This is a genomic window from Enterocloster lavalensis (genome assembly GCF_046603895.1).
Taxonomy (GTDB): Bacteria; Bacillota; Clostridia; order Lachnospirales; family Lachnospiraceae; genus Enterocloster; species Enterocloster lavalensis.
The window spans coordinates 621,514-634,818 of the sequence record NZ_CP176637.1; the positions used below are offsets into that span (position 1 = coordinate 621,514).

The following is a 13,305-nucleotide window of genomic DNA, read 5'->3' on the forward strand; positions in this document are numbered from 1 at the left end:
TCCTCACGATCTGCGGTAGCGTTCCATCACCGCTAAAAGACGGTCTACTGCGGCAAGAGCCGCCGTCTTATCCTGCGAAAAATTGATGCGGAAGCTGTCCGTAAATCCAGGGCCGAACTCCGTTCCCGGCGTCACGGTCACATCCGCCAGGCGGCGCACAATTTTTACGAATTCCCCGATGGAAACGTCCAGCGGCGGCAGCTGCACGAACAGATAGCTGCCCGCATCCGCAGGACGCACCCGCACGCCCGGCACCGCCCGGAACGTTTTCACCAGCGCATCCCGGATCGCCTGATGTTCCAGAATCCGCCGCTCCATAAAACCCTCCGGCTCCGCAAACCATACCTTAAACACTGCCTGGCAGTATCCCGCGGCCCGCAGGGAAACGATGGCCTGCAGCTTTTCCATCCGGGCGATCACAGCCTCGGACCCGAAGGCTGCGCCCAGCCGGTATCCGCTTAAGGACTCGGTCTTTGAAGGTCCGATGATCGTGACCATCTCCTCCGGCCCCTCCTCCAAAGCGCACAGATGGGTGTAGCCCCTCCCGTCGAAGAGCTGCCGGGAATACAGCTCATCCACAATCAGGGACACGCCGTAGGCCCTGGCCAGCGCTGCGATCTGCCGGATCTCCCGGTCCGAGTAAACCGCGCCGGTTGGATTGTTGGGGTTGGAGAACAAAAACAGCTTCACACCGCTGCGAAACGCCTCCTCCAGCTCCCTCAAATCCAGGCCCGACTCATGTTCCGCCTCAAAATAGCGCATCTGCACGGGGACGATGGTGCACTCAAAGAATTCCGCCAGCTTGCGGTTGGCAAAATAATCCGGCTCCACAATCGCCACCCGGTCCCCCCGGGCCGCCATGGCTCCCATGGCCAGGAACAGCGCTCCCTGGGTTCCCGGCGTCAGGATCACGTTTTTTGCCGGATCAATTTTCGCGCCGGTAAACGCGGAGAGCTTCTCCGCCACATCCACGCGGATGGAGGCGCTGCCGCGGTACTCCGTGTAAGCCTGTCTCCCGCCCTCCAGGTACCCGGCGTCAAAGGCTTCCTTGCTCCCAGGAAGCGGCTCAAAGGCATCCACATCCCCGTGGGAGAAATCCACCGGCGTCCCCGGCAGCCTGCACCCCCGCAAATCCAGCTTTGTCTCCCCCTGCAGCTTCTCCTGACCCGGGGCGCTGTCCACCCCCAGTTTCGCAAATTTCTCAGTCAACAAATCCATTTCCTGTACCTTCCTCTCCTGTTTTGTGAAGTTTTGATTCCTGCCGGCTGCCCCCCGGGTTGACGGCAAGCGGCGTATCTCCTTGATTATACGTTGTTGTCAACCGCAGGTTGTCGATAAGGGATACGTTTCCTTGATTATACCAGTCTTTTATCTTATAATAAAATACATATATAAATATAAGAGATATTTATTAAATTTATAGGAGACGCCCATGAAACAAGAAATGAGGTACATATACGAGGTTTATCAGGAGAAAAGCTTCTCCCAGGCCGCCAAAAACCTGTTCATCTCCCAGCCTGCTTTAAGCAGCTCCATCCGCAAGGCGGAGCGGGGAATCGGCTTTGAAATATTTGACCGGAACACGCTTCCCATCCGCCTGACGGAGGCCGGAAAACTGTACATCGAGGCGGTCGAAAAAATCATGGCTGTGGAACGGGAGCTGGAATGCCGCCTGAGCGAGATGGCCAGCCTGAACTCCGGGCGCGTGGTGGTGGCGGGCGCCAATTTTTTCTCCGCCTGCATGCTTCCGCCGGTGATCCACACCTTCGTTTCCTGCTATCCCGGCGTTGATCTGGAGTTAGTGGAATCGGACTCCATGGCCTTGTATGAGGAAGCTTTAAAGGACAATATCGACCTGATCTTTGACGCGGGAGTCTATGACGCCTCCCTGTTCTCCTCGGAAACGCTGTGCGAGGAACACATTCTCTTAGCCGTCCCCTCGGACAACCCGCTAAACCGCCGGTTTGCCGAAAATTCTCTGACCCGGGAAGAGGTTTTAGCCGGCCGGCACCTTTGCAGGGATTCCGGGAGCGCGGATATTTCAGCCTTTTCCGGCGAAGCCTTTCTCCTGCTGAAGCGCGGGCACGACATGCACCGCCGCAGTCTGGACATCTGCCGCCGCGCCGGTTTTGTCCCCCGCACCTCCCTGTACTTAAACCAGCTTTCCACCGTCGCCAACATGGCCTGTCAGGGGCTCGGCTGCTGCTTTCTCACCGACACCGTCATCCGCCTGCTTCTGACCGTCGGCTCCCCCTTAGTCTATTACCCCGTGCGCGATCCCTCCGCCGGGCGGGATATTTTCATCGCCCATCCCCGTAAAAAGCAGATGACAAAGGCGATGGAAATGTTTATCAGGATCGCCCGGGAAACCTTCGCTTAAGTTATGGGCCGGACAGCCAGCAATCGCCCGCAGGCTGCACAAGAGGCCCATTACATTCATTAAAAAACCAGGCTCCCCGGACCGGCCGGGAAGCCTGGAACTTCAACTGTTATTTGATTCTGCCGACGTCACGCCGCGCGGTCCATTTTTCCAAATCCAATCAATAGACTCTGGCGCCGCTGCCGTCCACATAGTAACCGTCCGGGGTTCTGGTGTTCGCGTACATCGCGCCGTCCGTTCCCAGATAATACCATCTTCCGCCAATGTACTGCCAGCCGGTCTGCATCTCTCCGCTGCCATTCATATAGTACCAGGATCCGTTAACCATCTGCCATCCGGTCGTCATCGCGCCGCTGGGAGCCAGGTAATACCACTCGCCGTCCAACCGCTTCCAACCGGAGGCCATATAACCGGAGCGCTCAAAATAATACCAGGCTCCGCCGATCTGCTTCCAGCACTCCACCGGATAACCGCCTCCGTCATAGGCATACCACCAGCCGTTCTGGTCGCTCATCCATCTGCCACTGCCGGTTCTCCAGGTGTCTTCCTCATCCACATCGTAATCCGGGGAATCCTCCGACCACTCGCCGACCCGGTTGTTGTAATCGGAAATCGCACGCACACGGAACACGTAGGTACCTTCCTTGTTGAAGTAGCCGCCAAAATTGTAGGAGGTGGCGGTTGTCTCCACCGTGGTCACTGTCTTGTCGTCGCGTACCAGGCGCACCTCATAGCTCTTCGCCCCATCCAGGGAATCCCAGTATGCGGTCGTTCCGCTCCACTCCAGATTCTCCGCTCCGCTCAGCTTGCCGCCGATCCGTTTCAGGGTGATGGTCACTTCCATATAGTTGTCGTCATATTTTTTGGCCTTGTCAAATTCGGCTCCGCTGCCGGACACATCAAAATGGCTCTTGCTTGTGTAGGCGAAACGGTATCCGTCCCTGGCCGACAGTTCTACTTTGATCGTAGGTTCATCCCCCACGCTCCAGGTATCCGCATCGTTGGTGTACTCCGCATAATCCACACGGAACTGACTGCTGTCTGTCTTTACATAGACTTTTCCGATATCATCCCCGCTCTTCGGCTCTCTGTCATAGCTGACGGACAATTTCACCTTGTCAATCTTCGTGTCCTCTGCCAGCGCCGTAAATGCAGTTCCAACCACCATTGCAGCCGCCAATGCGAATATCAGACAATTTCTTCTCTTTTGCCTCATTTTTGTTCCCTCCTCCATTTGTTGTTAATTAAGGCGAAAAATTTGCACTCTTTTTCTATATTCATTATATAAAATGAATTACAAATATACAATTTCATCCATCTTACAACAATATTAATATTTCATGACAAAGGAGGTACATTTTGTCAATTTATTCGAAATCCTGAAGCATTTTTTTAACTTCCAGCATCCGGTCACGCAATTTGGCCGCCTGCTCGAAGTTCAGCTCCACCGCCGCCTGGCGCATCTTCTTCTCCAGCTCCTTGGCCAGCTTCTTGAGCTCCTTCTCATCCATGGACTCCGGATCCTTCTTAAACCGGTCGTCGCTGTCCGTCACCGCCTTGGAAATGGCGATCAGGTCCCTGACTGCTTTCTTGATGGTGGTGGGAGTGATTCCGTGAGCTTCGTTGTACTCCTGCTGGATCTTGCGCCGCCTGTTGGTCTCCTCGATGGCGACCCGCATGGAATCGGTAATCTTGTCCGCGTACATGATCACATGGCCCTCGGAATTTCGGGCCGCCCGGCCTACCGTCTGAATCAGGGAGGTCTCAGACCGCAAAAAGCCTTCCTTATCCGCGTCCAAAATCGCCACCAGCGTGATTTCCGGGATGTCAAGGCCCTCACGCAGCAGGTTGATTCCCACCAGCACGTCGAACACGTCCATCCGCATGTCCCGGATGATCTCGGCCCGCTCCAGGGTGTCGATGTCGGAGTGCAGGTATTTCACCCGGATGCCCACATCCCGCATATAGTCCGTCAAATCCTCGGCCATACGCTTGGTCAGGGTGGTGATCAGCACCTTGTGGCGGCCTGCCACCTCCCGGTTCACCTCGGACACCAGGTCGTCGATCTGTCCCTCCACCGGGCGCACGGAAATCTCCGGGTCCAGCAGACCGGTGGGCCGGATAATCTGTTCCACCCGCAGCAGTTCGTGGTCCCGCTCATAGACATTGGGGGTGGCGGACACGAACATCATCTGGTCGATTTTGCTCTCAAATTCTGAGAAATTGAGCGGGCGGTTGTCCAGGGCTGAGGGCAGGCGGAATCCGAATTCCACCAGCGTGCTCTTGCGCGAGCGGTCGCCCGCGTACATGCCGCGGACCTGGGGCAGGGTGATGTGGGACTCGTCCACGATGATCAGAAAATCCTCCGGGAAATAGTCGATCAGCGTACACGGCGGCTCCCCCGGCGCGCTGCCGGTCAAGTGGCGGGAGTAGTTTTCGATGCCGGAGCAGAATCCGGTCTCCCGCATCATTTCCACGTCAAAATTGGTCCGCTCTGCGATGCGCTGGGCCTCCAGCAGCTTGTCCTCGCTCTTGAAAAACGCCACCCGCTCCTTCATCTCCGCCAGAATATTCTCCGTGGCCTCCATCATCTTCTCCTTCGGCACCACGTAATGGGAGGCCGGGAAGATCGCCACATGGCCTAACTGGGCCTTCACCTCCATGGTGAGGGTATCGATCGCCGCAATCCGCTCCACCTCGTCGCCGAAGAATTCTACCCGGTACGCCTCCCCGTCGGAGTAAGCCGGATAAATCTCCAGCACGTCCCCCCTCACCCGGAAGGTTCCCCGCTTGAAATCCATCTCATTGCGCTCGTACTGGATATCGATGAGCTTGTGGATCACCTCGTCCCGGTCCTTCACCATGCCGGGCCGCAGCGAAATCACCATGCTCTTATAATCGATGGGGCTTCCCAGCCCATAGATACAGGACACCGACGCCACAATAATCACGTCGCTGCGCTCCGACAACGCCGCCGTCGCCGAGTGCCGCAGCTTGTCGATCTCGTCGTTAATGGCGGAATCCTTCTCGATGTAGGTGTCGGTGGAAGGGACGTAGGCTTCGGGTTGGTAGTAGTCGTAGTAGCTGACGAAGTATTCCACGGCGTTCTCAGGGAAAAACTCTTTGAACTCGGAATAAAGCTGGGCTGCGAGCGTTTTGTTGTGAGCGATGATGAGGGTCGGCTTCTGTAATTGCTGGATGACATTGGCCATGGTGAATGTCTTACCGGAGCCGGTAACCCCCAGTAACGTCTCGAATTGGTTGCCTTCCCTGAAGCCCTTTACCAGGGCTTCGATCGCCTGCGGCTGGTCGCCGGTTGGTTGATATTCACTGTGTAATTTGAACTCCATAATGTGTTTTTACCTCCTTGATAACCCGATAAAATGGGCGTCTATTCGGCAGAAATTCGTAAAGTCTTTCAGACCATATATATTTCTTCTAGCTTTACGATTTCCTTCTTGCTAAACTTGTTTCATTTTAGAACAAGTTGTTTTCCTCTCCAATTCTCCTTCTGCAAAATATTTTCTATATGTTTTGTAATAGCCTGACTATTATTTACCCCGCGGAAATCACCATATATGTGTAATGATTTTATTCTTATATCTCCTCACCACAAAAAACATTTCGTTAATAGATCGATACCGAATCGAAAATATCTTGCTCTTAAAAATTATAACACACCCCCACCAAAAAGTATAGGCGCAAGCAAGAACAAATGTTCTTTCCTGCGCCTACCAATTTTATACTCCCCTTCCATCCCCTCCCTCACATCTCTCCCGCGCCCCGCATTTTTGCTCCTCAGCCAATTTCCACCGCAAATACGCCGCCATTCCCACTGCAATCAATGCCGCGGCCACGTCCGCCACCGGCTGGGCGTAGAGGATTCCGTTTAATCCCCAGATTCCCGGCAAAATAAGGATCACCGGCACGAAGCAGATTCCCTGCCGGCAGGCGCCCAAAAAACAGCCCTCTTTTGCTTTCCCCATTGCCAGAAACAGGAATGAGTAGACCGTATAAAACCCAAAGAGTACGAAGGACAAACCGTTGATCCGCAGCGCGGCCCGGCCCACCCGGATCATATCCAGGTCCCCCTTGGTGAACTTCGAGATCATTGGACCGGAAAATACCGCGGCCGCCAGTCCAAACACAGCGCAGAAAACCGTGGACCAGATGATGGAAATTTTCACCGCCTCACCCAAGCGGTCATATTTATTTGAACCATAGCTGTACCCGGCGATGGGCTGCAGTCCCTTCAAAAAGCCAAAAACCATCAGGCTTCCCACGGACATGATTTTTGTCACCGCCCCCATGGCCGCAAGGGCGTAATCTCCATATTCCCGGGCCCTGTCGTTGATCATTGACATGGACAGGCTGGTCAGCAGCTGAAAGGCCATCGTTGGAATCCCAATTTTTAGAATCTCAGACATAATGTTGCCGGACAGGCGGAAATCCCTGATGCTGAAACGAAACACGCTCCGTTTTCCCAGTATGTAGGCCAGATAGACCAGGGCGGAAAAGCACTGTGAAATCCCCGTGGCGATTGCCGCTCCGGCCACCCCTAAATCCAGCCCATAGATGAAAATCGGGTCCAGAACAAGGTTCAGCACAGCGCCCGCAAGCAGCACGCACATGGTGGTCTTAGCCGCCCCCTCGCTCGACACAATATTATTCATGGTGACATTGAACACGTTAAAAATGGAGCAGACGATATAGATTCCCGTGTAGCTGAGCGCGTACGGCATCACGCTGCCGCTCGCCCCCAGCCGCCCAAGAATCGGCTCCAGCCAGATCACACAGCAGAAAATGACCAGCGCTCCCACAAAAATGCTGCTGTACAGGGCGGTGCTGGCCACCCGGTTGGCATTTTCCCGGTCCCCCTGTCCCAGCAGCCGGGACAGGCAGGACGCCGCGCCGTTGCCGAACAGCAGGCCCAAACCGACTACCACCTGACCCAGAGGAAACGCCACCGTGATCGCTCCCATCTGGCTTGTGCCAAGTCCTCCCACAAAATAAGCGTCCACCAGATTGTACAGCGCATTGATCATCATTCCGACCATGGTTGGAAGGCCCAGCGCCAGCAGTGCCCTGGGCACCGGCGCGTTTCCCAGCAATTCCATTTTTTTCTCATTCTCCTTCATACCGAAACTCTCCTTTCGATTTCCAACTCCAATAATCTACTGTAATTTATAGTAGCAAAATAAATATTACTATAAATTATAGCATAAGTCAAGCGCAAAGAACCTCTCAAAACACGCGCTTTGCGGCTGCCCAGACACCCGCACTTGACATATCCCGCCAATTATACTACTATATTTTATAGTAAATACAAGTATTACCCTAATCCCATCCATTACAGACACAAAAGGAGGACCTTATGGCAACCATTGATTTAATCGTTTTGGGAATATTAAAGCAGGAACCGTTAAGCGCCTACGACATTCAAAAACTGGTCGAATACCGCAACATTTCAAGATGGGTCAAAATCAGCACCCCCTCCATCTACAAAAAAGTGCTCCAGCTGGAGGAAAAAGGTCTGATCAAAAGCACCCTGGTCCGGGAGGGGAAAATGCCTGAAAAAGCGGTATACTCGCTGACAAAGGCGGGAGAATCCCAATGGGAAAACCTCATGCTGGAAATCTCCGAAAAGCCCATTCATTTTTTCCTGGACTTTAACGCCGTGATCGTCAATCTGGCCGGCCTGACGCCGGAACACCAGGCGCGCTGTCTGGCAAATATTGAGAACAACATCAGGACCTTAAAGGCGTATTTGGAAGAAAATATCCGCCAAAAGGAGGTGGAGCCCGATATTCCCGAAACCGGCATGGCCGTGTTACGGCAGCAATACACGCTGGCTCAGGCCGTGGAAACCTGGATCGCCACCCTGAAAAAGGACTTCAGCTGAAAATCCGGCGTTCAAAAATTTTCCATCCATAGAAAACCCTCCACTTTACCACCAATGTTCCCGTTGGTGGTATTCTTTTGTTGCAAAATCACAAGGAGGTAATGAAATGCAGGAAGTAATCAAAGTAGAACAGCTTACAAAATCCTACGGCGCGCTGACGGCGGTGGATCACCTCAGCCTGTCCGTGGACCGCGGCACGGTGTTCGGGCTTTTGGGCGCCAACGGCGCGGGAAAAAGCACCGCAATCGAGTGCATCCTGGGGACCAGAAAAGCGGACGGCGGCAGCGTCTCCATTCTTGACCTAAGCCCGGAGGCGGATCGCCGGAAACTCTTCGAGCGGGTGGGCGTCCAATTTCAGGAGGCCAACTATCAGGACAAGATCACGCTGTGGGAGCTCTGCCAGGTCACGGCAGCCCTGTACCGGAAGCCAGCAGACCCCGCCGCTCTGCTGGACAAATTCGGACTGTCCGGCAAGAAACGCTGCCCGGTAACGGAACTGTCCGGCGGACAGCGGCAGCGCCTGTTTATTGTGCTGGCGCTCATCCCCAACCCGGAAGTCGTCTTTCTGGACGAGCTGACCACCGGACTGGACGCCAAGGCCAGGCGGGAGGTCTGGAACATCCTTTCAGACCTTAAAAAACAGGGTGTGACCATTTTTCTCACCTCCCATTTCATGGACGAGGTGGAAAAACTGTGCGAACGGATCTGCATTTAAAAAAAAGGCAGGGCTGTGTTTCACGGCACCGTATCGGAAGCCATAAAAAACAGTCCCTGCAATCAGCTGGAGGACGCTTATCTCTGGTATACTGAGGAGGAATCGGAACATGAGAGCATTTAAGACTATGATAAAAACAGAATTGAAATTGTCGCTGCGGGGCATGGATATGTTTATCTTCGCCATCTGCGCCCCTCTGGTGGTGCTGGTGCTGCTGGGAATTCTGTATGGGGACAAGCCCGCCTTTGAGGGCGCCGGATACACCTTCCTGGAACAGTCCTTCGGGGCGCTCACCACCATCTCCATCTGCGCGGGCGGCGTGATGGGCCTGCCGCTCGTGGTGTCGGAATACCGGAGCCGGCACATTCTGAAACGCTACCAGGTGACCCCCGTCAGCTCGGCCGTGATCCTTCTGGTCCAGGTCTCCATCTACACCCTGTACGCGGTCGTTTCCCTGGTCTCCCTGTACCTGACCGCGGCTCTGTTCTTTGGATACCGGTTTAACGGGTCGTGGACCGGCTTTCTGGGAGGCTACCTGCTGGTGCTGGTATCCATGTTCTCCATCGGCATGATGGTGGGCGGCATCGCCCCGGACGCCAAGACCGCCGGGGTCATTGCCGCCTTCTGTATTTCCCCATGCTGATCTTCTCCGGGGCCACGCTGCCCTATGAGGTCATGCCCGGCCCCCTGAGGCAGGCGGCCGGTCTCCTGCCGCTGACTCAGGGAATCAAGCTGTTAAAGGCCGCCTCTCTGGGGCTGCCCGCAGAAAGCGTGCGCCTTCCGATCCTTCTCATGGCGGCCATCGCCGGGGTGTGCGCCCTGGTTTCCCTCCGCTTCTTCAAGTGGGAATAAGGGCCGTTAATCCCGGCCCTTCCCGCTGCCGTTCAACACGTTCCGCAGGCTGCCCCGCAGTATCTCCACGTCGATGGGCTTGGCCACATGGGCGGTCATGCCCGCCTCCATAGCCGCCTTCACATCCTCCGCAAAAGCGTTGGCCGTCATGGCGATGATGGGAATAACCGCTGCGTCCGGCCGCTCCATGCTGCGGATGGCTCTGGTGGCTTCGTACCCGTTCATTTCCGGCATCTGGACGTCCATCAGGATGGCGTCGTAGGTGCCGGGAGCCGCCTCCGCAAAAGCCCGCACCGCCTGGGCTCCGTCCTGGCGCACCACAGTTTTGGCCCCATACATGGAGAGCAGCTCGCAGAGTATCTCAGCATTGATCTCGTTGTCCTCCGCCACTAAAAACAGCCGCCCGCCAAAGGTCCTGCGGTTCACCTCGTCCGCGTACTGCCGCCCGTCCGGCCCGCCTTCACGCTCCGCGCCGCCCTCTCCTCCGGGCTCCGCGATCTCGCCTTCCAGCTCCACCTGAAATACCGTGCCCTGGTGCAGCCGGCTCTCCACCGAGATCGCTCCGCCCATCAGGTTCACCAGCCCCTTGGTGATGCTGAGACCCAGGCCGGTTCCCTACACACGGGTGGTCTGCCTGCTGCGGGTAAAGGGTTCGAACACATGTTTCAAAAATTCTTCCGTCATACCCACCCCAGTGTCGCGCACCGTAAACCGGTACCGGGCGCAGCGCCCGTCCGCGGCCGGAATCTCCTCCGCCTCAAAGTCCACGCGGCCTCCCTCCGGGGTGTATTTCACCGCATTGCTCAGAATGTTGATCAGGATCTGATTGATCCGCAGCGCATCCCCGTAGAAGCAGGGGTGCGCAATCTCTCCTGCCTGGATTCGGAACTCAAGTCCCGCCGCCCTGGCCTGGGAGGACATAATCGCGGAGAGCTGCCCCAGCATCTCATGGATGGAAATCCGCATGCGGTTCAAGGTGATCTGGGAGCTCTCAATCTTGCTCATGTCCAGAATATCGTTGATCAGGCTCAACAGGTGCCTGGAGGAAATGGATATCTTCTGCAGGCAGTCCGCCACCCGCTCCTGATCCCCCAAATGGGCCATTGCCAGGGCGGTCATACCCATGATCGCGTTCATGGGAGTGCGGATATCGTGGCTCATGGTGGAGAGGAAATCACTCTTGGCACGGTTCGCATCCTCGGCCCGCGCCAGCGCATTCTCCAGCTCCCGCTTGGTCCGGCGCTCCGCCGCCAGCATGTCCGTCACATCCGCCCGCACCAGGCAGATAGTTCCGTGGTTCACATCGCCCCACATGACATTGACCTGCTTGAAACGCTCCTGCCCGTTCTCGCTGCATGAGAACAGGAAATCGTATCCGCCGGGCTTTTCTTCCAGTTTTTTCCTCATGATCTCAATCCGGAACTGACGGCGCGCTTCCTTCTGATCCGCCTCCGAGGCATGATGGTCCACAAAGCGGCCGACGGCATCGCTGTACTGCTCCACAAAATAAGGGGGCAGGTTTTCCAGCACCGTCTCCCGGGTGTAAAGTGTCAGACTTCTCTGGCTGATATTGATAAATCCCGCCAGCTCAAAGGTATACGCGATCACATGGAGCATCCCCTGCTGTTCCCGGACGGATTCCGTGATGTCCGCCCTCGCAACGCAGACCCGGGACAGACGCAGGTCCACCGCCGAGATCGTGATGTTCTTGGTGCGGATGCCGCCGTTTAAGTCCACCATGGAAAACGCCAGGGTGTAGGAGCCCTCCCGCTCCAGTCTCTTCAAAATATAGGCCGGATCCAGCGCCTGGCGCATGCGCGCCCGGTCCCGGGGCACCACCTCGTGCAGCAGCACGTCCTCCACCCGCCGGGAATAGACGCCGCCGCCGTCCCGAATTCCGCTGTCCAGCTCATCGCCGGAGAGCAGGTAATACCGGTCCTGCCTCAGATCCACGTCCGAGATAAAGTCGTAGCCCTTTGCGGATATCTGCTTCATGATCCGGTCCTCAATGGTCCGGCGGGTAATGTCCGTAACGGTCAGAATTCCGGTGACGTCTCCACTGTCCGGGGTGGCCACCAGGGACATATTGACCAGGACATACCGGCCCGTCTCCTCCTTGGGCGGACGCATAAAGCATTCCAGGCGCCGCTCCACATCCCCTCTCTGAAACGCCTCCAGCGCCGGTTTGTTCAGATAAATGTCCAGGAATTTCCGCCGTTCCTCCTCGTCCACCACCAAACTGCCCAGGCCGGTGAAAAAGTCCTCCCGCACCGACCCGAAGGTTCCCAGCAAATTGGAATCCGTATAATCGATAATCTCCAGAATCTGGTTCTGGGTGATATTGCAGTGGCCCAGCACCAGGGCGTCCGGCCCCTGAGTCTGGTAGTGCTGCATGATCAGATCCTTGTACTGCTGCCGCAGCCTGCTCTGCTCCTCGCGCTCCCTTGTCATGTCGCGGTACACGGAATAAACCCGGGCCTCGCCCGCCTCGCTCTGAATCAGGGACAGAGTGTTTTTCACCCACACGTAACCTCCGCCGCCCTTTCGCAGCCGGTAGACGATCTCGCAGTGGTTCTCGTCCCCGGCGATGTATTCCGCCATCTGCCGATTGACATACCCGCGGTCCTCCGGATGCACGCCCTCCATGGCATCCCGCCGGTACAGCTCCCAGGCCTGGTCCATGGTCATCTCCGTCATGGCGGCAAAGCCCTCGGACATGAACTCCGGCTCCATTTTCCCCTGCGCATCGCGCCGGACCACCGCAACTCCGCCGGGCAGATTTTTCAGGACCGTCTCAAAATACTGCGCCAGCCGCTCCTTCTCCCTGCGCAGCTCAACCGCCCCGGTCACATCCCGGACGATCTTCACATAGGCAGGAATCCCGTTCCAGTCCGTCTCCCGGAAGGACGTGCTGTAAAAACGCCCGGTCTCCGGCACAATCATCTCGTGTTCCTGTCCGTCCGGCTCCCGCGTCCTCAGCGAACAGTATTCACAGGGCTCATCCTTCCCGTACAGGGCCTGGTAACATTTCTGCCCCACCCCTTCCCGCCCCTCCGCAAAGAGCCGTTTAGACTCATTGACGTAGAGCAGGTCATAATTTTCTTTCTCAATCACATAGATCCCGTCCGCCAGGTCGCCTGAAAGGCTCTGAAACAGGCGGTTTTCCGCAGACAAGCCGGTAAATACGGCGTAAAACTTCGCGCGGTCCGCCAACGGCCCGATTCTCCTGCCGTTTAAGTGAATCCAAATCAGGTGGCCGTCCTTGTGGCGCATGCGGTAGGATACGTCCAGCACCTCCCCGCTGGCCAGCGCCGCCTGACCGCGGCGCTCACCCGGTCCCGGTCGTGCTCACAGACCAGATTCATGGCATCGCGCCCAGCCAGACGCCCGTACTCTTCCCTGGTATGCCCGGAAAGCTTCATCACTCCGTCGGAGAAATAGAGGAGCACAAAACGC

At 56.3% G+C, this 13,305-nt stretch carries 8 protein-coding genes and 3 pseudogenes; 4 read left to right on the forward strand and 7 right to left on the reverse strand.

Going from position 1 to position 13,305, the window contains the following annotated elements:
• Positions 1 to 3: 3 nt before the first annotated feature.
• On the reverse strand, positions 4 to 1,218 hold the full coding sequence (locus ACK2JC_RS02695) for a pyridoxal phosphate-dependent aminotransferase (RefSeq protein ID WP_276851092.1): 1,215 nt from the start codon (positions 1,216 to 1,218) through the stop codon (positions 4 to 6).
• 214 nt (positions 1,219 to 1,432) lie between these two features.
• On the opposite strand from ACK2JC_RS02695, the gene ACK2JC_RS02700 reads away from it, so the two are divergent.
• On the forward strand, positions 1,433 to 2,380 hold the full coding sequence (locus ACK2JC_RS02700) for a LysR family transcriptional regulator (RefSeq protein ID WP_320936415.1): 948 nt from the start codon (positions 1,433 to 1,435) through the stop codon (positions 2,378 to 2,380).
• A gap of 160 nt (positions 2,381 to 2,540) precedes the next feature.
• On the opposite strand, the gene ACK2JC_RS02705 is transcribed toward ACK2JC_RS02700, so the two are convergent.
• The 3 genes from ACK2JC_RS02705 to ACK2JC_RS02715 form a co-directional block, all read right to left on the reverse strand.
• On the reverse strand, positions 2,541 to 3,596 hold the full coding sequence (locus ACK2JC_RS02705) for an N-acetylmuramoyl-L-alanine amidase family protein (protein WP_320936414.1): 1,056 nt from the start codon (positions 3,594 to 3,596) through the stop codon (positions 2,541 to 2,543).
• Between the two features lie 151 nt (positions 3,597 to 3,747).
• On the reverse strand, positions 3,748 to 5,730 hold the full coding sequence (gene uvrB / locus ACK2JC_RS02710) for an excinuclease ABC subunit UvrB (protein ID WP_092363191.1): 1,983 nt from the start codon (positions 5,728 to 5,730) through the stop codon (positions 3,748 to 3,750).
• Positions 5,731 to 6,120: 390 nt separating this feature from the next.
• Entirely contained in the window at positions 6,121 to 7,518 is a 1,398-nt protein-coding gene (locus ACK2JC_RS02715; protein WP_320936413.1) for an MATE family efflux transporter, read from the reverse strand.
• 236 nt (positions 7,519 to 7,754) lie between these two features.
• On the opposite strand from ACK2JC_RS02715, the gene ACK2JC_RS02720 reads away from it, so the two are divergent.
• The 3 genes and pseudogenes from ACK2JC_RS02720 (at position 7,755) to ACK2JC_RS02730 (ending at position 9,849) form a co-directional block, all read left to right on the forward strand.
• The gene (locus tag ACK2JC_RS02720; protein ID WP_320936412.1) at positions 7,755 to 8,282 is read left to right on the forward strand and encodes a PadR family transcriptional regulator; all 528 of its coding nucleotides are present in this window, start codon (positions 7,755 to 7,757) and stop codon (positions 8,280 to 8,282) included.
• A 106-nt stretch (positions 8,283 to 8,388) separates the two neighbouring features.
• Positions 8,389 to 9,120: pseudogene (locus ACK2JC_RS02725) on the forward strand (ABC transporter ATP-binding protein).
• Positions 9,107 to 9,849: pseudogene (locus ACK2JC_RS02730) on the forward strand (ABC transporter permease). The pseudogenes ACK2JC_RS02725 and ACK2JC_RS02730 overlap by 14 nt, the downstream one beginning before the upstream one ends.
• Positions 9,850 to 9,855: 6 nt before the next feature.
• On the opposite strand, the gene ACK2JC_RS02735 reads toward ACK2JC_RS02730, so the two are convergent.
• The 3 genes and pseudogenes from ACK2JC_RS02735 to ACK2JC_RS02745 all read right to left on the reverse strand — a co-directional run bounded on the left by ACK2JC_RS02735 (position 9,856) and on the right by ACK2JC_RS02745 (position 13,298).
• Entirely contained in the window at positions 9,856 to 10,419 is a 564-nt protein-coding gene (locus ACK2JC_RS02735; RefSeq protein WP_411338507.1) for a response regulator, read from the reverse strand.
• Positions 10,414 to 13,122, reverse strand: a pseudogene (locus tag ACK2JC_RS02740) (ATP-binding protein); the annotation flags it as partial. The gene ACK2JC_RS02735 and the pseudogene ACK2JC_RS02740, both read right to left, overlap by 6 nt.
• Positions 13,098 to 13,298: a hypothetical protein gene (locus ACK2JC_RS02745; RefSeq protein ID WP_368274760.1), complete on the reverse strand. Its 201-nt coding sequence runs from the start codon at positions 13,296 to 13,298 to the stop codon at positions 13,098 to 13,100. The pseudogene ACK2JC_RS02740 and the gene ACK2JC_RS02745, both read right to left, overlap by 25 nt.
• Between the last annotated feature and the right edge of the window lie 7 nt (positions 13,299 to 13,305).